The sequence below is a fragment of the Paraburkholderia humisilvae genome (genome assembly GCF_902859855.1).
GTDB lineage: Bacteria > Pseudomonadota > Gammaproteobacteria > Burkholderiales > Burkholderiaceae > Paraburkholderia > Paraburkholderia humisilvae.
Genome location: NZ_CADIKH010000003.1, coordinates 1 through 20,972 on the forward strand (window position 1 = coordinate 1; position 20,972 = coordinate 20,972).

The 20,972-nt window shown below is 59.3% G+C and carries 19 protein-coding genes, 1 tRNA gene and 1 pseudogene; 10 read left to right on the forward strand and 11 right to left on the reverse strand.

Going from position 1 to position 20,972, the window contains the following annotated elements:
• The 3 genes and pseudogenes from HV796_RS03245 to HV796_RS03255 form a co-directional block, all read left to right on the forward strand.
• Positions 1 to 259 (forward strand): annotated as a pseudogene (locus tag HV796_RS03245) (hypothetical protein); the annotation flags it as partial.
• A 725-nt stretch (positions 260 to 984) separates the two neighbouring features.
• Complete coding sequence (locus HV796_RS03250; protein ID WP_175225028.1) at positions 985 to 2,676, forward strand: hypothetical protein; 1,692 nt, start codon at positions 985 to 987, stop codon at positions 2,674 to 2,676.
• A 66-nt stretch (positions 2,677 to 2,742) separates the two neighbouring features.
• Positions 2,743 to 3,708, forward strand: coding sequence for a transglycosylase SLT domain-containing protein (locus HV796_RS03255; protein ID WP_175225029.1), 966 nt, complete (start codon positions 2,743 to 2,745; stop codon positions 3,706 to 3,708).
• A 64-nt stretch (positions 3,709 to 3,772) separates the two neighbouring features.
• Here the strand turns inward: HV796_RS03255 and HV796_RS03260 are convergent, their stop codons facing one another.
• The 4 genes from HV796_RS03260 to HV796_RS03275 all read right to left on the reverse strand — a co-directional run bounded on the left by HV796_RS03260 (position 3,773) and on the right by HV796_RS03275 (position 7,608).
• A complete protein-coding gene (locus tag HV796_RS03260; protein WP_175225030.1) occupies positions 3,773 to 4,453 on the reverse strand; it encodes a hypothetical protein in 681 nt (226 codons plus the stop codon).
• 618 nt (positions 4,454 to 5,071) lie between these two features.
• A complete protein-coding gene (locus HV796_RS03265; protein WP_175225031.1) occupies positions 5,072 to 6,733 on the reverse strand; it encodes an NRAMP family divalent metal transporter in 1,662 nt (553 codons plus the stop codon).
• Between the two features lie 288 nt (positions 6,734 to 7,021).
• On the reverse strand, positions 7,022 to 7,300 hold the full coding sequence (locus HV796_RS03270) for a metal-sensing transcriptional repressor (RefSeq protein WP_175225032.1): 279 nt from the start codon (positions 7,298 to 7,300) through the stop codon (positions 7,022 to 7,024).
• A gap of 140 nt (positions 7,301 to 7,440) precedes the next feature.
• A complete protein-coding gene (locus HV796_RS03275) occupies positions 7,441 to 7,608 on the reverse strand; it encodes a hypothetical protein (protein ID WP_175225033.1) in 168 nt (55 codons plus the stop codon).
• 762 nt (positions 7,609 to 8,370) lie between these two features.
• Between HV796_RS03275 and HV796_RS03280 the strand changes: the two genes are divergently transcribed.
• Positions 8,371 to 8,562: a metal-sensing transcriptional repressor gene (locus HV796_RS03280; protein WP_425497091.1), complete on the forward strand. Its 192-nt coding sequence runs from the start codon at positions 8,371 to 8,373 to the stop codon at positions 8,560 to 8,562.
• Positions 8,563 to 8,609: 47 nt separating this feature from the next.
• Here HV796_RS03280 and HV796_RS03285 read toward each other — a convergent pair whose 3' ends face one another.
• Positions 8,610 to 10,016: a carbohydrate porin gene (locus tag HV796_RS03285; RefSeq protein ID WP_175225270.1), complete on the reverse strand. Its 1,407-nt coding sequence runs from the start codon at positions 10,014 to 10,016 to the stop codon at positions 8,610 to 8,612.
• A gap of 82 nt (positions 10,017 to 10,098) precedes the next feature.
• On the opposite strand from HV796_RS03285, the gene HV796_RS43340 reads away from it, so the two are divergent.
• From HV796_RS43340 to HV796_RS03310, 6 genes are all read left to right on the forward strand, one after another.
• A complete protein-coding gene (locus tag HV796_RS43340; protein ID WP_217477842.1) occupies positions 10,099 to 10,311 on the forward strand; it encodes a hypothetical protein in 213 nt (70 codons plus the stop codon).
• Positions 10,312 to 10,982: 671 nt separating this feature from the next.
• Positions 10,983 to 11,681 carry an MgtC/SapB family protein gene (locus tag HV796_RS03290; RefSeq protein ID WP_175225035.1) on the forward strand — a complete coding sequence of 233 codons (699 nt, stop codon included), beginning with the start codon at positions 10,983 to 10,985 and terminating at the stop codon, positions 11,679 to 11,681.
• 63 nt (positions 11,682 to 11,744) lie between these two features.
• Entirely contained in the window at positions 11,745 to 12,086 is a 342-nt protein-coding gene (locus HV796_RS03295) for a hypothetical protein (protein ID WP_175225036.1), read from the forward strand.
• Between the two features lie 132 nt (positions 12,087 to 12,218).
• Positions 12,219 to 12,521, forward strand: a complete 303-nt coding sequence (locus HV796_RS45795) for a metal-sensing transcriptional repressor (protein ID WP_175225037.1) — start codon at positions 12,219 to 12,221, stop codon at positions 12,519 to 12,521.
• Positions 12,505 to 13,569, forward strand: coding sequence for a hypothetical protein (locus tag HV796_RS03305; RefSeq protein ID WP_175225038.1), 1,065 nt, complete (start codon positions 12,505 to 12,507; stop codon positions 13,567 to 13,569). Before HV796_RS45795 ends, HV796_RS03305 begins: the two co-directional genes overlap by 17 nt.
• A 332-nt stretch (positions 13,570 to 13,901) precedes the next feature.
• Positions 13,902 to 14,723: a helix-turn-helix transcriptional regulator gene (locus HV796_RS03310; RefSeq protein WP_175225039.1), complete on the forward strand. Its 822-nt coding sequence runs from the start codon at positions 13,902 to 13,904 to the stop codon at positions 14,721 to 14,723.
• 19 nt (positions 14,724 to 14,742) lie between these two features.
• Here HV796_RS03310 and HV796_RS03315 read toward each other — a convergent pair.
• From HV796_RS03315 to fdxH, 6 genes are all read right to left on the reverse strand, one after another.
• Positions 14,743 to 14,838 (reverse strand) — tRNA-Sec (locus HV796_RS03315).
• Positions 14,839 to 14,877: 39 nt separating this feature from the next.
• A complete protein-coding gene (selB, locus tag HV796_RS03320; protein WP_175225040.1) occupies positions 14,878 to 16,800 on the reverse strand; it encodes a selenocysteine-specific translation elongation factor in 1,923 nt (640 codons plus the stop codon).
• Positions 16,797 to 18,272, reverse strand: a complete 1,476-nt coding sequence (selA, locus tag HV796_RS03325; protein ID WP_175225041.1) for an L-seryl-tRNA(Sec) selenium transferase — start codon at positions 18,270 to 18,272, stop codon at positions 16,797 to 16,799. The genes selB and selA overlap by 4 nt, the downstream gene beginning before the upstream one ends.
• 14 nt (positions 18,273 to 18,286) lie before the next feature.
• Positions 18,287 to 19,219, reverse strand: coding sequence for a formate dehydrogenase accessory protein FdhE (fdhE, locus tag HV796_RS03330; protein ID WP_175225042.1), 933 nt, complete (start codon positions 19,217 to 19,219; stop codon positions 18,287 to 18,289).
• Positions 19,220 to 19,381: 162 nt separating this feature from the next.
• Complete coding sequence (locus HV796_RS03335) at positions 19,382 to 20,008, reverse strand: formate dehydrogenase subunit gamma (RefSeq protein WP_175225043.1); 627 nt, start codon at positions 20,006 to 20,008, stop codon at positions 19,382 to 19,384.
• Positions 20,005 to 20,967: a formate dehydrogenase subunit beta gene (gene fdxH / locus HV796_RS03340; protein ID WP_175225044.1), complete on the reverse strand. Its 963-nt coding sequence runs from the start codon at positions 20,965 to 20,967 to the stop codon at positions 20,005 to 20,007. Before fdxH ends, HV796_RS03335 begins: the two co-directional genes overlap by 4 nt.
• Positions 20,968 to 20,972 lie beyond the last annotated feature (5 nt).

Sequence of the window (20,972 nt, forward strand, 5' to 3'; positions counted from 1 at the left end):
CGTCGTTCCGTTCGCGGAATGGCTGAGCAAGTGGAAAGACAACCGCGACGCTCCGCTCTATCCATTGCTCAGCCTGTTCCGGGACAACATGTACGATGGACGCTCCACGGTGGAACTGTACCAGGACACCTATCGCTGGGACTGCAAGAACGTGACGAATTTTCTCAAGGGCAGCGGTATTGAAGAACCGAGATTTAGCGATGAAGAACTGACTCGGTATCTTGAGAACTCAATCGGCTTCGTGGCGACAACGTCCTAGACTAGCGGGAAGTCAGACTGTGAGGCTGATCCGGAAGTCGGGATCAGCCTCACGCAGACGTGGGAGCCGGCGTGCGCGCGTGCGTTGCGAACCCACGCGCGATCGTTCTTCGTATCGTCAGCACGTACCTGTCGCATTGCGTTTCCGGTTGTGCGCCGGTCTCGCTTGGCCCGATGCTGAGCGCAAGTGCATGGCAACGACAGCGTCCGCGCGCTCCGTGTCTCTTCCCGATTTGATCGAGCAATGGCGCACCAACCTTTCAAAATGTTTTTGTAAGCGTGCATCAGGCCGCATTTTGGTGGAGTTGTGCTGAACGCATAGATACCGAGCTTTTCACGTTTCGCCTTGTGATTGGCTAATCGGCGTATGTGCGCTTGCATACATAACGGGACGCAACGCGCAAACAGGCCAATAACGAATGTTCTACCTTTAAAAGATTGATAGCCGATCTACTGACTAACCATTCGTTAGCAATCCAATTTAACCAGGCAAGCCGGGTAACACGCTCGCGAGCCGTTGTTTTGGAAATCGCCGTCATGATCAAGCGCTTGACATCGTGTGTTATATCGATCGTTGTGATCATGTTCCTTGCAATTGGGGCGTGCGGCGAAAGCTACGCCGGTGACGCGGCATCGGATGCGGCCCCCGCTACCGCGGCGTCCGCCCCTGCCCCTGTATACGTCAAGGTGCCTGCCAGCACGATCGTCGCAATGCTGAACTATTCAGTGGACAAGGACGGGATGGTGACCTTGTCTGCGGATCAACTCCCTAACATGGTCACCCAGGCTCACTATAGCGATCGCAAGGGCGAAATCTCTGTTCTGATTCTCGGTTCGATCGCATTCGGAATATTAAGCATCGCGATCATCGCGTGGCTTGCCTACCTCATACGAGCTATTTTCTGGATCGAAGCCGCAAAGGATAAATCGGCCAAGTGGCGCAAATATCTGATGCAACTTCCGCTGGGAGCGCCCGAAGGAAGCGTGCGCGCACTGATTACGTTGTTCATCGTCGTGTTCGGTCTGATCGTGCTGGCGCTGCAGAACTATCTGGGGCTGGACAACGCAAACGCTATCGCCGGCTTTGTTGGCAGCGTAATTGCCTTCTACTTTGCGGCGCGTAACAGCGATCAGGTGCAGAAGGCCGTCGAACTGGCTCATGACGCGTCAAAAGATACGACCACTACGGTCGCGGCCGCAATTCACACCGCAACGACGGCAGCCGTTAGTGCACAACAGGACGCGACCGAAAAAGCCAGTACGGCATCAGCGGCGGCCGTCAACAACGCTGCGAGCGCCACCCAAGGCGTGCTAAAGGTTGTGTCGTCACAGTTGGCACCGGCGTCAACGGACACGACAGGCGGCGCTGCACAACCGGCAGCCGATCTTCAGAACCTGTCGGACCAGCTCACGGCGATGCAGACCGTCGCGCATGCGGCGTCCACGCTCAATATCGGCGCCGACGTTTTGCCCAATGCCGCATCGACTCTGACGACCTTGAACAATCTGGTGGCGAAGATACAGCCGCTCACGACAGGCAACCCGGACCCGGCAAGCGTTCAGGACGCGATTACGACGGTGACGCAGCAGCTTCCCGCGTTACAGTCCGCCGGGCTGCCCGGCGCGCTGGGTTCCGCGCTTGCAGTGTTCCGGCGGCTCGCCGGTCCCGCAGCGACGATCGTCGCTGGACTGCCGGGCGGTCCGGTCGGATTGATAGCCGGTGTTATTACGGCAGGAATTCAGCTAGCCAATGATCGCCAACGCTACGCTCCTGTCAAAACCGCGCTGCTGAACAAACCTTTCGATCCGGCCTTTATGCCTTCGGCAGTCGATGCCGCACTGGCGAAGTGCGCGCTTTCCGGTGCTCCTTTGATGCTTGAGCATTACTCGCCGCTTGACGACGATACCGCCACAGGCTTGCTCACGTTCGCGCTTCAAAAGAAAGAGCAAGGAAGCGGTTCGCTGAGTCCGGGAGATCTGGCGTCCAAGGCGTGGAGTTTTGTGAGCAGAGCGGCGCAACCGGCTGCCGGCCAGCCCGCTTTTCCTTCACCCAAAGTGGCGTTCGCGTCGCTCGCGGACGTCACGGCCGCCTTCGACGAGTACCTCGCATCAGTCGTCTTCCAATGCGCGATCGCACATGTCGGCGCCGCGCTGCCGCTTCCTTCCGTACCCGGAATTCCGCAGGGAGCGACGATCGATTTGCAACAGCTGGCAAACGCGGCGCGCGCGATCTTGCCCGACCCCAAGGCCAGTGCGGAACTGGAGCGGCTGGTGTATATCGCCGAGGCCCTTGGCGGTCTGCCGACGCATCCCGACCAGATCGCTTCGATTGCGGCGGGCGCGCTGAACGCCTCCTTGACGGTGCCAGTTGTCGCTACACCTGACGAGGCACCACAAAACGCTAACCCGCAGCCATGAACCGTTCCGGTCGCTGAGCATTCGGGTTTGCGCTCAGCAAATTGACTCCACCCTTGAGCCGAAGACATGTCCACATTTACTCGCAATCTCTGGTTCACGTCGCCGATGATGCGCGGAGGCGACGTGGTCGACGTTCAGGGGCAGTTGTACACCAAGGGCTTCCAATTGAAGACCGATGGTCTCTTCGGCCGCGAAACCGCCAACGCGGTAAGTGACTTTCAGCGCAAGAACAGACTTTCTGTTGATGGCGTCGTAGGGCACATGACGTGGGCGGAGCTATTCGACGTTCCATCGGTGCAGCCCGACCGATTTGCAGAAGACATCCTCACTGAAGCGCAAATCAGCGCACTTATGCAGAAGCACCGATATTTCGGCGGCAGCGCGGGAAGAGCGCAGTGGGCGCTGGAAAAAAATGGGCTGGTGGTGGATGACGCGGCCGGCCCCGTGTATGCGCCGAGCGACCAGGAGGCCGTTGGGCAGGTGATGGAAAAATTCGCTTCGATTATCTACGCGGTACTGACGAAGGTACAAGTGCCGATTGAACTCGTCGTCGCCTGCATCTGCGTGGAGAGCAGCGGAAATCCGAATGCGATTCGACGGGAACCCGGCTGCTCGTTCGTCGATCCGGAACTGACACCGGCGAAGGTTTCGGTCGGGCTCATGCAGACCTTGCTCAGCACAGCACGCGACGCACTGCAGCGACAGGACATCCATATCGCGGATCTGCGCGACCCGGCACTTTCGATCGAAGCGGGTGCGACTTATATGTGGCGGCAGGGACGGCTCACCGGTTTCGATCCGCCGGTCGTCGGTGCTGCCTACAACGCGGGTAGCCTGCGTTTCGATTCGAGCCCGCAGAACCGCTGGCGGATGGTCCAGTACCCGATCGGGACTTCGCAGTACGACGACCGCTTCGTCGGCTTTTTTAACGCTGCTATGGACGGGGCTAATTCGCTTTTTGACAAGATTGCCGATCCTTTAGTTAAACAGAGGATACCGAGTCTTAGAAAATTAATGCCCATAGCTCGTTGACTCAGCCTTCGCATGGAGGACGCCGATCATACGAGACGGCAGTCACGCGGCCGGCTGACCCGCTCTAGCCTGGAGGCGGCGGCCCCCCCGGAGCCGGCGCCGGAGGGAGCGGTGGCGGTGGCGGCACGAACACCGCCGCGACATACGCCGGTTTGTTACCCCGCATCCGGGGCTCCTGGGCGCGCCCACAACCCAGCGTCCAGCTCGTACCGGCGACCTCGTTGACCAGCCACTGATGATAGGTCGTCGCCGCGCCCGCGGAGGCGGCAAACAGCAACCGCCCGATCTGCCGTGTCATGCCATGCCCCGCGCGCCACCGCACGCCATTGCGCAACACCGACCCGACGACGCGCACTGCGTTGCCGTGCGCGGTCAGGTGTAGGTGCACTTCGTAACGGTCCGGACGTAGAGGCGGAGCGGCGTCGAAATACAGCTTGACCAGCGGGCCCCACTGGTCACCCGTCACATAGCGGTGACTGATCGGCAACGCCGCCCATGCGGGCGGCGGGAGCGGCAGGGGTGGTGGGGGCGGGGGCGGGATGATCGCTACGGGCGGCGCGACTGGCCCCGGCACCGGGCCTCGCCGATGGGGCGGGACGTAAGGTGCCGGCGGCCCCGCCAGTGGAGGGGGGCCGGGCGGAGCGAGCGGCGCAGGTGGCGGTGGCACGAACGGCACCGGTGGCGCAAGTGGCACAGGCGGCGCGGGCGCCGGATTGCGTAGGTGGGGCGGTACGTAGCGTCTCATTCCGGTCGTCGTGGACGTGGTTTTTCAGTCGGCGCATCCGATCGGATGCCGACACGTATTATCCGGACCGGAACTGCCTCGCTGTATCCCTGGTTCCAGGTATAACGGGAAGTGGCCGGGGTGACGGATCACGATGCCGCTCAGCGAAACTCAAAACCTTATGGCTAGCAATGCCAGGTGCATAGGCCGATCACACAGGAACATTTGCGATGTGCTGCCGGATGGATGCGCAGAGGCCCTGCAGCACCGATCGATATCAATGTGGCAGACAAGTGTCGAGACGTCCGTTCATGAAACGGACATTCGCACACGGATGGTCTGGATATCCGCTTCCAGCCACAAAGTATCCATGTATCAAGTCGCCCACCCGCCGCCTCGCCATCGCTGATGATCCGCAGGCAGTTCATCCGTTCATTGCATTCCCCATTGCACAAAGCTGTTGCGGCGCCGCTGCGAACGCCCTTCAATGAAAATGTGGCGCTTCCCGGCGCCACGGCGCGAATCTGGTTGAACGACATCGTGCAGAACAGGCCAATCCCGCCGGCCATGAGGACCCGCGTGCAGCATGGCCTGCGCCAGCGTGGATTATCTCCACCCGGACGACAGGCCAATATCGCGCTACTTGAAGAAAGTCATTTGTGCCAGTTTGACGATGAACAAGACAATCGCGACCAGGAGATAGCCGCGCAACACGCCCATCCAGAATCGCTTGGCGAGAGTCAGCGTAGGCGCGGGCAATTCCGCCAGCGGCGCCATGCGCCAGGCTTCACGCTCTTCCTTGCTGTAGACCCGAACCTCGACTGCGTTCGCGGCGCTACGCTTGCGAGTACCCACAAGCACGGTTGTCAAATAGACAAGCGCCGCGAGCGCTGAGCCACCGCCGAGAATTCCGATGATGACGTTACTGCCGATGTCCGGAAATACGACCGAGGTGGTCAGAATAATCGACAGCATCACCAGCACCCAGATAATGGCGCCCGTGAAGACATTCATTGGCTTCGAATTGACCCACGGACCGAGCACCGCTTTGTCGTTGCACAGGAGCAGCAGAAATACCGTTGCGCTTGGAAGCACAATGCCGGCGAGCGTTTGCACAGCAAGCGTCAGTAGGCCGAGAGGGGTTCCCGGAACGAGGACGAGCGCAGCCGCTGCTGCGACGATCGCAAAGTACACGAAATAAAAACCTTTCGCGTCCGACGGCTTGCGATGAAGTGAGTGCTTGAGGCTAAACACGTCAGCGATCGCATACGAAGCCGCGAGCGATTCCGATGCGGCACCGATGAGGCAGGCATCAAACAGTGCAACCGCGAAGAGCACGGCAGATGTATGTCCGGCGTACTTGGCCAGTCCTCGAATGAAGCCTTCTGTGTCAGTGAAGTTACCGAACTCCGGCTTCCCGGCGAAGAGTGCGGCTCCAATCGAGACCATCGCAACAGCCCCGAGCATCACAATCATGATGCCGATGCAGAGGTCAGCACGCTCATACTTGATGAAACGAGGCGTAATGCGTTTATCAACGACATAGCTTTGCTGAAAGAACAACTGCCATGGTGCTACCGTAGTCCCGACGATGCCGATGATAAGCAGCATGACATCGCTCAGATTCGAGTGCGCGGGCCAGTTCGGTATGAAGAAGTCTCGAGCGACTTGTCCGACCGGGGGGTGAACGTTAAGCAGAACCGGTATCAGTAGCAGACTCCCTACGCACAGCACCACGGCAAAGCGTTCGAACCGGCGGAAACTGCCGGTGCTCACGGCAATCATGATAAGAGCAGCGGCAATGCATACGCCAGCGATTTTTGAAAAACCGAAAAAGTCCAGTACAAAGTCAACGCCGACGAACTCTGTGACCATCGTTAGCGCATTGAGCGCGAACAGATCGATGACACTGAAGACGCCCCAAAACTTGCCAAAACGTTCAAAAATCAGGCGTGCATGGCCGACACCGGAGACGGCGCCGAGACGCAGTACCATTTCCTGGTTGACATAGAGTACCGGTATGAGCAGCAGCAGAGTCCATAGCAACGTGGTGCCATAGTTTTGACCGGCTTGGGTATAAGTGCCGAACGCGCCGGCATCGTTGTCCCCGACCATCACGATAAGACCCGGCCCCACGATCGCCATGAGCGTACGAAAGCGCGCCCACCAGGTAGTACGGCGGCCATTGTCGTGCTGCTTTATCGTACCGAGGGCACCTTCGATATCCCCAATATGAAGTTCATCAAGCACCGCCGTACGCTTCGATGCGATTTGCGGTGAGGTGGTGTGCGGTGTAGACATTCTTTCTTCTCCTAAGCGATACCTGATCGGAACAATCCACGTCGGCTCATTGCATTCATTGCGACCATGGTTGGGCTAACGCCGTGTCAGCCGAGTCAGGCGAAGCCTTTGTTCGCTATTGCGTGACCGTAATCTTCTTAATGCTTTCTCAAAACCAGTAACAACTATCATCAATCGACATGAGAAGAACTCCCTCTTTTTAACTTGAATGAAAATATCCGATGTGTGGCTCTGCGGTTCTTCCATCAGAGCTGGAACGTGTAACGAGGTAACGTGATCGGAGCGGACTTATAGATAGCGGCTGATTTCCTTGAATTCGGAGAGCACCTCCTCAGCGGCCTCACGACTCATGCCCGCCCGGGCATCGAGACAGTGGTCGATATGGTCATGAATCACCGCCTGTTTTGCATGGGTGACGGCCTTCTCAACGGCATCGAGTTGCCTCGCCACATCTATGCAGTTCTGACTTGCCTCGATCATCGAAATGATGTCGTGCAGATTCAACTCCGCGTGTCTCAGCCGCAGGACGACATTAATATGGGACGTATGGATAGCAGGTTTGTTCATGGGAGTTTGTCGGCATTAATTTGGGTAAGCCGATGCTCCGTGAACTCCATGCATTGCTATCTCGAACAACCCGTCAGACGGCGGCATGCATCAGGGCTCACGTGCATCGCAAGATCGTTTCTTGTCAGTAGCGTTATGCATCAACGCCTTTGAGTCTCACGCGCGGCAAGTTTCCGGATCACGGCCCACACAGCGGCGGCGATGTCGCGCAAATGGTGAAAATGAGAGCCGGAGCGGAGCAGGTTGCCGTATTCGGCCCGCGCGTCTTCGACGTGCGGGAGTTTAGAAAGTAGCAGTGCGAAATGCATGATCGTTCCTTCAATTGAATCTGAACCTTGCGTAACGGTGCTTCGCGAGAGTCACGCCAGGCTCAAATTCGAACTTCCCCAGCGAGTGGGGGAGAGTAGAAAGAACGCTTGTGGCGGGATCAGGCGAAACGGATGAGGTCCGGCGAATGAGGGTGCCGGTTCCGTAATCGACTAGGGTCGGGATCGGGATCAGCCATGAGCCACTCCTTTTGCGTCTTGCCACGCAATATGCGCGGACGAGTTTAACCACGCGCGGGTCGGGAGGATGCCCGCGCGAACGAACGGCACGCGAGACCAGATGGCCTGCATGCACCACACCGTTTGCGCTGCGAGCGAGCAACATGCAGGCGCGCCGCGCCAACGGCTGGACGGCCATTCGAAATTGATGCGCGGGGGAGTCGAAGAAAAAGGCTACAGCGGACTACGGCGCGCACCGTCTGCCTGCGGGCAGAGCGGCGGCCAGGAAAGATCGGGGCTGGACGTCGTGCCGGTCAGGCGTTGTTCGAAGGTCGACTACTGCTACTGTCCAAGGCGTCAGCTCCTGATTACTGAAGACGTGGCATTCTAGGCAGGCAGATAAGCGGCTGTCAACGTTTTCCGCAAATTATTTAGGGGGGAAGCCTTCCTTCGTCAATATCGGCGGGCTTGCTTGATCCCCTCCAGGAGGATACCATTCGAACTATGAGCAAAAGCCATCAGTCACACCCCGATATCGTTCTTCGACTCAAGCGTGCCGAAGGGCACCTGCGCAGCACGGTTGCAATGATCGAAGCGGGCCGGAACTGCGTTGAGATCGCGCAGCAGTTGCATGCGATCGAAAAAGCCATCATCAACGCGAAGAAGGCATTTATCCATGACCACGTGGATCACTGCATCAGATTGCAAGCCGACGATGATGGCGAGTCCGCCAAGGTTGCATTGTCCGAATTCAAGGAAATCAGCAAGTATCTGTAAAACCTGCTCGGTGAGCCTTCGTCGAAGGCTCACCGACGCCTGGACGTTCAGAACACGATGCTGGTCCGCACGCCGACGACAAACTCGTTGCCGATACGTGCCGGTGAATTCCCGGGATTCGGAATGCCACCACCGGGCCGGATGAAGTACTGCATGTCGCCCTGCAGTTGCCACCATGGGGCCAGTTGGTACTGGTAGGTCGCTTCGATGACGGTTTCGGCGCTGCGCGATGGATAGCCGGGCGTGCTCAAGGCGGCTGTGTCGCTTGCGAGATCACGTGCATGCGAGCCGATTTTCGCGTATCCGACGGCAAGCCCAGCCGCATCGTTGTCACGTCCCTTGAAGGGCGCTTTCAGCGTCACGCCCGCGTTCACGCCCAGGTCGACGAGATTGCGGTCGCCCGGTGCGCCCATGATTCTCGCGAACACGTTGACTGACTGCGCACTGTCGGCTGCCGGTCGCCAAACCATCTGGTCGGCGACCGCGTACACGCTCCAGTTGCCGTGATGGTTTTGCGGGACGCCGCTGCTTGCGGGGCTTGCCAGAGAGACGCCATTGCTGGAAACACGCTGATCCGCAAACTGCTGCGTGTCGTACCAGAAGCCGAGCTTATAGGTGCCGGGTAGATCGAAAGACTGCGTGCCTGACGCGCTCGCAGAGCGTGCGTTTTCTGAGGGCGGGTTTAGCGCGTACTGGACTTCCCCGATCAACAAGGCACCGCCTTCGAGGCTGAAGTTCGTACCGTGTGCGTTTAACTGCTGCGGGTCGCCTTCACCGCTTCCCGCAGGGTTGCCCCCGAACACCCCTGCGAGTACCGTAACCGTATCCGTCAACGCGCCGCGTACACGCACGCCGGGCGATGCTAGCGGGTAAGCCGGGCCGCCGGCAGGCAAATCGACGGAAGGCAGTGCAGACCAGCCGAAGGTCGCGTTCATGAATAGGCTCGCGTAGTCGCTCGTCATGAACTCCTGGTCAAGGCTTTGCTGACCGATCTTGATGTCGACGCGACCGTCCGCGAGCGATTGCTGGTACCAGAGTTCCCAAAGGCGTGTCGTGGCCTGCGCCTCGACTCCGCTCGCGAACTGCAAAGTCTGCAGATTGCGTGTACTGATGCTCGTCCCGTGAATCTGCAAGGCGGACACATTGAAGATACCGCCCGCGATGCCGAAAGCCTTTTGCGTTTCCACGCCGAGGCTAATCTCCGTCATCCCGTCGTATGTGCCGCCGCGCGCAGTGCCACCCGACAGGTTGTTCAGATACTCGCTGGTTTCCTGCAGGCCGAACGTCACGCCGTACTTACCGAGCCACGGGCGCAGACCGCCCATATCGCCGAACAGATTGGAGCGTTCCCAGAGTCCCTGCTGGGCGGGCGGATTTGTATCGGACGCCTGGCTTGTTGCATTGCCGCTCGTGCTCTGCGCAATGGCGGACGCGCCGCCGAAGGCCATCAGCATTGCCACGCTGAGTTTCCCGCCGTACACGGGCCACGGTCGGATACCTGAGTGGCTTATCGAAGGGCGAGACAAGACGTTCGAAGTGAAGGCGCTGAACGGGCTAACGCATCCCGTGGCCCTTGGGCGAAGCATGGCAGATTTTTTGGCAAACATAGGTATCCCCAGCCGGCCGCAAGCGGCAGGCGACGAACAGAATGCGACGGTTTCCGCGCAGCCAGGCTGGCGGAAAACTGACGAACAGAGTGAGCGTGCTGAAGACAGGCCGTTTGATACCAGCCAGAAAGAAGCGCGCTAACCCGCGATGCGAGCTAGCGGCAAGAGCGTGCGCTCGTGGCTGCTAGATCGCGTATGTGTTGCCGGCGCAGGCCGGCATCGGACTTCCACTACTAGAGCAATCGTCCACAAGGGACTCCTTTCATTGAGACGGGCCGGATTCTATGCACGCTTGATGAGCAGTGCAAGTAAAAAACACATCAATTCTGACCGGTACCTTCTTGCACCACAAAACACGGATTGCCTAACCTCCGGGCATTGATAGATTCGGCATGCGAACCTCCGATACTTGTTGCGTAATTGCATCTCCGTGTCGCGAGTATCGGGTTGACCTGACAACGTCAGGCTTATTAGAATCCGGGGGTCTTCACGAACAGGTGCCGATTTTGGACTCAAGCAGTAGTCGATCTAAGAGATATTTAGCTACCTGAGCAACAGGGCGTCTGAGCTTCCTTTCATAAGCCACCGTCCTGCCATCAGGCAGACGGTGCGCGTCTTTACCATTCCCCCGTGCACCCTGATTTCCATTGTCCGGTCGAGGCTTTTGCTCGTCCGGAGAAAGGGTTTGGCCAGCCGACATTTGTCGGTCCGGCCTGTCTCCGTTCGGTCCTACGTTCGTAGTCAAAGCGAGACATATTTATAACAGTAAGGATATCGAAATATTGTGTTTAATCAGAAATGGAAGAGGATGATATGACCTTCGAATTTGTCGGGCGGCTGCTGGCCGCGTTCGCGTGCGGCGTCGCAATTGGCCTTGAGCGGCAGATACGTCAGCGCACGGCGGGGCTGCGTACGATCACGCTGGTGGCATGCGGTGCCTGCCTGTTTGTATCGCTCGGCACGCTAATGGGAACGGGAGTCACACAGATCGCGGCCTATGTCGTTTCCGGTGTCGGCTTCCTGGGGGGCGGCGTAATCATGCGGGAAAAGGGATCGATACACGGCATCAACACGGCGGCAACTTTGTGGTGTGCGGCGGCCGTGGGGGTGTTGTCAGGAACGGGATACTATGGCCCCGCTCTTGCGGGGACGATCGCGGTTCTTACCGCGAATACCGTGTTGCGTGAGATCAGCCGGGCGATCAATGCTGCTCCCGTGTCGACAGCGGACCTTATACGCGCGTATCAATTGACGGTTGTGTGCCGGGAGGAAGATGAAATCCACATTCGAGCGCTACTGTCGAATGCGATCCATTCCGAGCCTTTGTCGTTCCAGAGTCTGACGAGCCGGGACTGTTCAGATCATCCCCCGCGTGTCGAGGTCGCCGCGACGTGCCGCACCCATCCGAGCCATCAGACTCGACTCGAACAGATCGCGAGCCGCATCAGCATGGAGAAGGGTGTGTCTAGCGTCAGCTGGTCCGCAAACGAAGCCGAACCCGTACCGGAATAAGGTGCGCGCCGGACCTGCTTCGCATCATTTCCTTTCATGACCGGATAACAGCGGTACGACAATATGGAAGCACGTACCAGAGTATTGATCAAGGGATGGTTGTGTGTCACGCTGCTCGGCGTTGCTGTTTCTGAGGTGGAGGCATTGATTTTCGTGGCCACCTTCTTCCCCTTTTCTGATTCCGCTCTCTTGCCAGTCATACTGGCGCATCTGGCCAGCACCGTGATTCTGGTTATGGTCTGGGCCGTTCGGGATGCAAGGAGCGCATATCAACGCGCGTTAGACGATGGCTACGTGAGGTTGGCGCCACGCACTCGTGTGGTAACCGGTATCGCGCGAGATTGCCCGCGGCGATGGCTTGTCGTCTTGCACATTCAACTTCATCCGGAATTGATTGATCTTTAACGCCGATGTGTCTAGGGTGCGGCTCGCCGATCGGCTCGTTTCTATAGCCGTCCGGGAGCTTCGCTCAGGGGCAACTTGATCCAATATTCGAGCGTCTTTACTTATCCTATCCAGGGGGATAGGATACGGCTTATGAGCAAAATCACTACTCACACCTCTCATGCGGACGTCACTCTGCGTCCACAACGCGCCGACGGGCACTTGCGTAAGGTGGTCACGATGATTAAAACCGATCGGACCTGCGTCGAACTCGTCTTGCAGCTTTTTGGAATCGAGAAGCCCATCACTATCGCGAAGAGGGCTCTCATTCATGACCAGGCGGACCATCGCCTCGAAGTACAAGCTGCAACTGGCGTTGAGTCCGCCAGGACGTGTTCGCGGAATTCAAGGAGGTCGGCGAAAAGCTATAGGCCACATAATGGATCTTCTTACTGAGGGGTTGCATACGGAGTCAGCAGGGGTGCTCGTCGGCACGGTACTTGTGGTCGGTGTTCTGCATACGATCGTCCCTGACCACTGGCTGCCCATCACGCTCATTGCACGGCAGCGGGCCTGGAGCCGGACTGAGACAGCACGGGCCGCGCTCCTTGTCGGAATCGGGCATGTCGTGACAACGCTAGTTCTGGCTGCAATGGTCTGGCTCGTCGGCGTTGTGGTCACGGAAGAGTTCGGACATTGGGTCGACACATTGTCTAGCCTGGCACTCGTTGCCATTGGACTGTGGATTGCCGTTTCATCGTGGTTCAACCTGCATTCGGGTGATGGCCATGGACATATGAATGAGCAGCACGGCCACACGCATGAATTCTCCCGTCTCATCGCCTCGGACGGATCCGCAAATCGAATTCATGGCCCCGCGCTGCAGCGGATCAATAGTGAACACGGCGCACTTCATCTATCCATCTATGAGTTCGGTCGATCGCCGCGCTTTCGCTTTACGTCATCGCGACCTGACTCGGTGACAAATGTCACCGTCGAGACGTGTCGCGACGACGGTATCCACCAAACGTTCGCACTAGCACGACACGGAGAGTATTGGGAGTCTCTGGAGGAAATTCCCGAACCGCATGAGTTCGACGCCAGCATCATGGTCGGACACGATGAAAGCGGACGCTCTTACCAAGTAGTGTTCACGGAGCGTAAACGCCATGATCATGGCCAGAGTTACCACCATAGATCCAACAAGGGAACGCCCCGAAAGATCTCATCGCTTACGATGCTTCTGCTGATTCTCGGTTCGTCACCTATGGTCGAGGGAATCCCGGTTTTCTTCGCTGCTGGCAAGTACGGGTTAAGCCTGATCTTCATCATGGCGCTTGTGTTTGCGGCGAGCACGATCCTGACCTACGTACTGGTTTGCGTTTTCTGGGCCACATCGCTTCAGCGCGTCAATTTCGGCGCTGTCGAACGCCACGGTGAAGTACTGAGTGGGGCATTTATTGCGCTTGTTGGGATAGCGTCCTGGATGTTTCCAGTTCTCTAGGACAAGAAGCTCAACTACACCTACAGCGAGGCCGATCACGCGCACTAGCTTGCTTATTGATTGCAGTGAGCCGCATCGATAGTTCGCGCCAATCTGTCTGACAGGCCGTCAATTTCAGGAAGCTTTTATGCCTGCCAAGATAATCCGCTTCACCGGGCGTCAGTTACTTGATGATCTCAATCGGCATGTCTGGGTCCGTCTTATTCGTGATTACTATGGCATGAAATGCGAGCTGTCGGACGGGCCTCCGGCAGATTGCAATATTGTCGGCTGGCAGGCGGGGCAGGTGCAGATCATCGAAGCAGAACCTCGCTCATCAGACGCTGTCGCCGATGTCACAAAAGGATACCGGCTGGGACAGCGGCAGCCATATTTTTGTCGCCATTGTCAGACACGGATCCATGGTCATCCGGCAAAGGGATATCGTGCACAACTTCGAAGAGGGCAGCGTGCTAGTGCTCGATCCGTTGAACGAGTTCGCACAGGTGGTCGGCAAGCGGTCGCACTTCACGTTGTTGCGTTTGCCCAGGTCGGCGCTGCAGCATCGGGGTATTCCCTGCCGGCTCGGCGACATCCGCATTGACCACGCATCGTCGCCTGATTTGTGCGCTGTGCGCGATTATTTTCTGTTTCTGGCACAGTTGGCCTACACGGTCAGCGATGACCTGAAAACGCGCTTCGCGGAGCAAAGTCTGGATTTGATGGACATCGTATTGAAGGAGGAGCCGAGGACCTGCAAACGATCGAGTGCTGCGATCGTGGTATTGCACGCGAAACAGATCATTGCGCGCCTTGCTTGCAATCCGGATCTGAACATTGCGCGCATCGCGCACGAAATGAACGTATCACCGAACTATCTGGGGCGCGCGTTTCACTCGGTTGGACAATCACCCATGCGCTACGTTACGTCGTTGCGCCTTGACCACGCGGCGCGACTGCTTGCCGATGAGACATTGCAGGTGAAGCAAATCGCATTCAGTTGCGGGTTTATTAATGCCTCGCACTTCAGCAAAGCGTTTAAGCAAAAATATGGTGTGACGCCGCGCGAGTTTCGCACCGCGCGTCAGATCGAGATGACGCAAAACGCCGAATACCGCGTCGCGCAATCTGCAACGGCGTTAGCCCGGAAGGCTCGTTCTGGCGCGGTGGAATGAGCATCTCCAGTCCTGTGCTTGGCGGAAGGCAGCAGGAGTCGAACCTACCAGAGAGTGTCTGACACCCCCTACTGGGTTTGAAGCCCAGCCGCACCACCAGATGCGTATGCCTTCCCTTAACAGCAATCTGACAACCACTAACGACTAGTTGCATTTACAACGTTTCGTTTATCCTGCTATCCGCGCGCAACAGGTGCACATCACGCTGAAACCGAGTATAGCCAACCCGATCGAAGAACTCTAAAACCTGAATCGCGCGCTTGCGCCCAAGCCCCGTCGCGTCACGGAACGCTGCTGTGGACACCGCCCCATCCTGCTCCGTAGCCAACTGCGCGACCCGACCTGCGAGCTCCCGCATCAAATCCCGGTGATAGAAAAGATCGCGCACCACCTGATACACGTCGCCTTGCCGCGCGAGCTTGCGCAACAACGCACGCACATCCTCTTCGCGTCGATGTACCGCACCCGCCAGTTCACGCACCCACGGCGGGTCGTAGCCGCCATCAGCGATCAACGGCAAAATCATCTGCTTAAGCGCTTCTTCGTGCCGATCAAGCGATACCGCATGCGCGGGCAAATGTAGCCACGGCCCACGCTTCGAAACAATCCGTTCGGCCACGAGCGCGTCGATCAACGCATGCCACAACGCGTCGGACAACAGCGGCGCGGCGATGCGCCGCAGACGAGACGCATCCGGCCCCTGCTCATCGGGAAAACGTGCATGAAACTGCTGCAACGCATCGACAATCTGCTCGCGCATTTGCTTCCAATGATGTCGCAGCACGACAAACCCGTCATTGGCCGCTTTACCGTGTAACGCGATGTCGACCGCGTCATCAGGCAACCCCACCGCATCGTGCGGCAACCCTGTCAAACACATCAGCATCGAGCGCTGCATGCCCCTCGGCGCCTGCTCGAGCAGCGGTGCAATGCGTCCATCATCGAGCCATATCCGCAAAGCATCGAGCCACGCGCGCCGTTCCGCGGTCCTGCGTTTGCGCGCGGGCCCAAACGGATCGAGCACGCGTCCGCCGCCGACCGTGCGAGTCGCTTGCGCATTGCGCACGATCAAGCGATCGCCGGCCAGCGCGCAGACCGGTGCGTCGAACACCAGTTGTACACGCGCCCTCTGCCCCGCTGTCAACGCATCGCCGTCCAGCAAAGCGACGTGGGCAACGCGATGCGTCGTGCCCAGATGCACGTGCAGCGGTGTCCAATGCTGCAAGGTAAGGCCGGCGGCGTCCAGCAACGTCAGTTCGACGTCGAGCCGCTCCGATAGCTTCGCGAGACGCAAATCGACAATCCAGTCACCGCGCGCGATCGCATCCTTGTCAATACCGGCAAGGTTGAGTGCGCAACGTTGTCCCGCATGCGCGCTTTGCGCCGCGCGATTTTGTGCGTGGATGCCGCGCACGCGAACCGGCTTCAGCGCTGGCGCAAGCATCAACGTGTCGCCCGTCGCGACGCGTCCCGCGAACACCGTTCCGGTGACGATCGTCCCATGACCCGCAAGCGTAAAAACACGATCGACCGCCAGTCTGAATAACCCGTCGTCACGGCGCTCGTGCCACGCGAGCGCGGCGTCACGCAAATAGGCATCGAGCTGCACGACACCCTGGTCGCCGGCAGATGTCGCATTCGTTTCGAAAACCGGCGCACTGTCGAATGACGTGGAAGCGAGCCACGCACCGATCTCGCCGTGCACCTGCGCAAGCCGCGCCGCATCGACGCGATCCACCTTCGTCAACGCAACGGCACCGCGCGTCACGCCAAGCAATTCCAGAATCGCCAGATGCTCGCGCGTTTGCGGCATCACGCCATCGTCGGCGGCAATCACAAGCAGTGCGAAGTCGATTCCGCACGCCCCTGCCGCCATCGTATGGACAAGCTTTTCGTGTCCGGGCACGTCGATCACGCCAAGCACGTCACCATTCGCGAGCGGCGTATAGGCATAGCCCAGTTCAATCGAAATACCGCGCGCTTTCTCTTCCTTCAGGCGGTCGGTATCGACGCCCGTCAGCGCGCGCACCAATGTGGTCTTGCCGTGATCGATATGGCCCGCCGTGCCGACGATCATAGGCGCAACTCCGCCCATTGCGCGATGAACGATGTTTCGTCGGCCACCTCGAGGCAGCGCAGATCGAGCCGCAGCGCATCGTCAGCGATACGGCCAAGCACCGGGCGCGGCAAATCGCGCAGCGCCTTTTCCAGTTGCACGAGTGCACGGCCGCCGCGCCTCGCTGTCGTGACGCGCACCGCGAGTCCGTAGCTCGGCAACTGATCGACCGGCAACGCACCGCTGCCGATCTGGCTGAACATCGGTTCGACACTCACCGCGTAGCGCTCGCCAAGCGCGTGCTGCAGCGATGGCTGCACACGCCCAGCCGCTGCGTGCATATCGGAGGCCGGCCGCGTAAGCAGCCGCAGTGTCGTCAGCCTTTGCGCGAGAAATTCGGGCGCGCGGTACAGCTGCAACACCGGCTCAAGTGCAGCAAGCGTGAGCTTGCCGACGCGCAGCGCACGCTTCAACGGATGCTTTTTAATTTTGCGGATCAACGCTTCGCGCCCCACGATCAACCCCGCCTGTGGCCCTCCGAGCAGCTTGTCGCCGCTAAACGTGACAAGATCGGCGCCCGCATCGATCGTCCCGCGCACAGTCGGCTCCGCGGGCAGTCCCCATTGCGCGAGATCGACCAGGGTGCCGCTGCCCAGATCGAATGCGACCGGCAGCGTGTGACGGTGCGCAATCTGCGCGAGTTCGTCGATTTCGACGCTCTTTGTAAAGCCGCTGATCGCATAGTTGCTGCAATGCACTTTCATCAGCAATGCCGTGCGCGGATTGATCGCCTCTTCATAGTCTTTCGCATGCGTGCGGTTGGTCGTGCCGATCTCGCGCAAACGCGCGCCGGCACGCGCCATGATGTCCGGAATGCGAAACGCGCCGCCGATCTCGACCAGTTCCCCGCGCGAAACAACTACTTCCTTCTTCGACGCCAATGCAGACAAAGTCAGCAAAACCGCAGCGGCATTGTTGTTGACGACGGTCGCCGCCTCGGCGCCGGTCAATTCGCAGATCAGATCGTCAATCAGGTCGTCGCGATCGCCACGTGCACCCGTCGTCAGATCGAATTCAAGGTTGGCCGGTCGTGTCAGTACGTCGACCACCGCTCGCACCGCTTCGTCGGGCAGCAGCGCGCGCCCGAGATTCGTATGCAATACGGTGCCGGTCAGATTGAATACCGGGCGAAAATGGCTGCGCGCGCGCTGTTCGAGCACACTGCTTGCGCGTGCAACGACGTGTGCTTCATAACTGGCGGCAGACTCCAACGCCTCCCCATCTGCACCACCAGACGCAGCCACGTCGGCATTCCTCTCCGCAAGCAATTCCCCGCGCAGCGCGTCAAGCGACACGCGCACTGCGTCGATCACCTGGGTGCGCCCATACACTTCAGTCAACCTCTGCACCGCGTGCATCGACATCACACGCTCAACCGCGGGCACGCGCGCAAGACGTGCGCGCCGCCGTTCACTCGTCGCCGCATCGCTCACGCGCGCCTCCCCGCTCAACGGTCCGATGCCACTTCAGGCCACAGCAGCGGATTGGGCCCGCTGCGCTCGTAGCCCGCTTCATTCATCAGCAAATCGAGCGTAAGGCTCGCCAGATCATCGGCGAGCGGCTCGATATCGAAGTCCTTTTCCTGGTAGCCGATCTTTCGATAGGTATGACATTCATCGCACGATTCGGCCTTCAATGCGTCGCTGCCGCCTTCGATGCCGTGATAAGCAATGCCCTTCGTCGAATCGCAGTTTGAGCACTTGACGCGAACGCTATGCGTTTCGGTCCCGCACAGTCCACATTGCAGATAGCGATAACCCTGGTACGGTCCGCCGATCCGCACGATGCTGGCCACCGGCCGCCCGCCGCACACCGGGCACGTACCCGGCGTATCGAGGTACGGAATGTCGCGCACGTCGAAGCGGGTAGCAAGATCGGTCCACACCACCTGAAGCGCCGCCATGATGAACGGCGCGGTAGCCGGTTCGACCTCATTGAAACGCTGCGCAAGAATCGCGTCCGCTTGCGCGTCAAGTTCGGCGCCGCCCGTCAAACGCAGCGCATCGATCACCTTGCCGAGCGCAGGCGCCACCGGGCCCGAGGCTTCAATGCGGTCGAGCAGGCGCTGCAGCACATCGCGCCACGCCGGATCGCGATCCGGCGACAACGCGGGAACGAGCGGCATCGAGTTCCGCTGCGCTTGCGCGATGACTTCGGCGGAAGGCATCGTTGCTTCGAACTTCGCGAGCACCTGCTGCTGCGCATCCGCCAACGATGCCATGAGCCGCAGATAACCGCCGATCGGATTATCGTTCGCGAGCTTGCGCAACCGCGCAGCACGAGTCGCAAACAAAGAAACCCGCTCGGGCAAACGGATACGCGGAATGGCGGAATGATCGAGCGATTCGATCTGCCCTGGGTCGAGTATGCGCTGCACCAATGGCGGGGCTCCGGTTAGGCATCACACGATCGGCATACTTAAGCGTTTGACCACCGACACGCTGTGTCCAGATTCTCGCGCCGGTTTGACCAGTCAGCAATAGCTGCAGAGGCGGAAGCGAAAAACGGCCGCCGCGGCGGCGCATTTCCCGGATCGTGTGCCCTATTTGATGCTCTCCCGGAACCAGCGCGGATGATGTTTTCTGGCCCAGCCGAGCGTCACCGTTCCGCGCAGCATCGCGTCGACCGAGCCCTTGACCCACAGCGCCGCGTAAATATGCACGATGATGCCGACGATCAGCACGAACGCCGCGATGGCGTGCACCAGCGCCGCCGCCCGCACGACATCGATCGGAAAATAGAACGCGAAGTACGCGCGCCAGATCACGATGCCGCTCAACAGCAGCAGCATAAGGCAGACCACCATCACGAAGAACAGCAGCTTCTGTCCGGCGTTGTAGCGGCCGATTTCGGGCAGCTTGTCTTCGCGATTGGCAAGCACGTCGTTCATCTGCCGCATCCATTGCCAGTCGTTCGCGTCGAGATAGTTGTGATGCCAGAAGCGCAGCGCGAGTATCAGGAACGACACGAACATCACGATACCGATGAACGGATGCAGAATGCGCGTCCACTGGCCGCCGCCTAATATCGCGGACAGCCAGAACATCGCCGGATGGAACATCGACAGCCCGGACAACGCGAGCAGCACGAACGTGATCGCGGTAATCCAATGGTTGGTGCGCTCGTTGGGCGTGTAGCGCACGATCAGGTTCGGATCGTGATCTTTCATGGGGTCGGCTCCTCGGTCTTGCCTTCAGGCTTGTCGACAGACTGCGTTCCGCGCTGCTCCCTGATTCTGCGGGCCTCGTCGCGCGCGGCGTTTTCCTCGTCCTCGGTCACTTCATTCGGCCCGACGCGCGTGTAATGGAAGAAGCCCGCCAGCGCGGTGAACGCCATCACGGCGAGCGCAAGCGGCTTCGCAATGCCCTTCCAGACGCGCACCATCGGGCTGATGGTCGGGTTGTCCGGCAGCCCGTGGTACAGCGACGGCTGGTCCGCGTGGTGAAGCACGTACATCACGTGCGTGCCGCCCACACCCGGCGGGTTGTACAGGCCTGCCTGTTCGAAACCGCGCGACTTCAGGTCGACGATGCGTTCTTCGGCATGCGCGATCATGTCCACCTTGGTGCCGAACACGATCGCACCGGTCGGACACGTCTTCACGCAAGCGGGTTCCTGCCCCACCGCGACGCGATCCGAACACAGCGTGCACTTGTACACACGGTGATCGGACTTCGAAAGGCGCGGAATATTGAACGGGCAACCCGCGATGCAATAACCGCAGCCGATGCAGTTTTCCTCATGGAAATCGACGATGCCATTCGTGTACTGAACAATCGCGCCCGGCGACGGACACGCCTTCAAACACCCCGGATCTTCGCAATGCATGCAGCCGTCCTTGCGGATCAGCCATTCGAGGTTGCCGTTCGGGTTGTCATACTCGGCAAAGCGCATGACCGTCCACGAATGTTCGGTCAGATCGGGCGGATTGTCGTAGACACCCCGATTGATGCCGATTTCGTCGCGCAGGTCGTTCCACTCCATGCACGCGGTCTGGCACGCCTTGCAGCCGATGCACTTGCTGACGTCGATCAGCTTCGCGACGCTGCCGTTGACCGGCTCGCGCACCGACGTCGGCTGTACGGTGGTGGCCGACTGGCGCCTGATATCGAGTGATTGCAGTGCCATCGCGC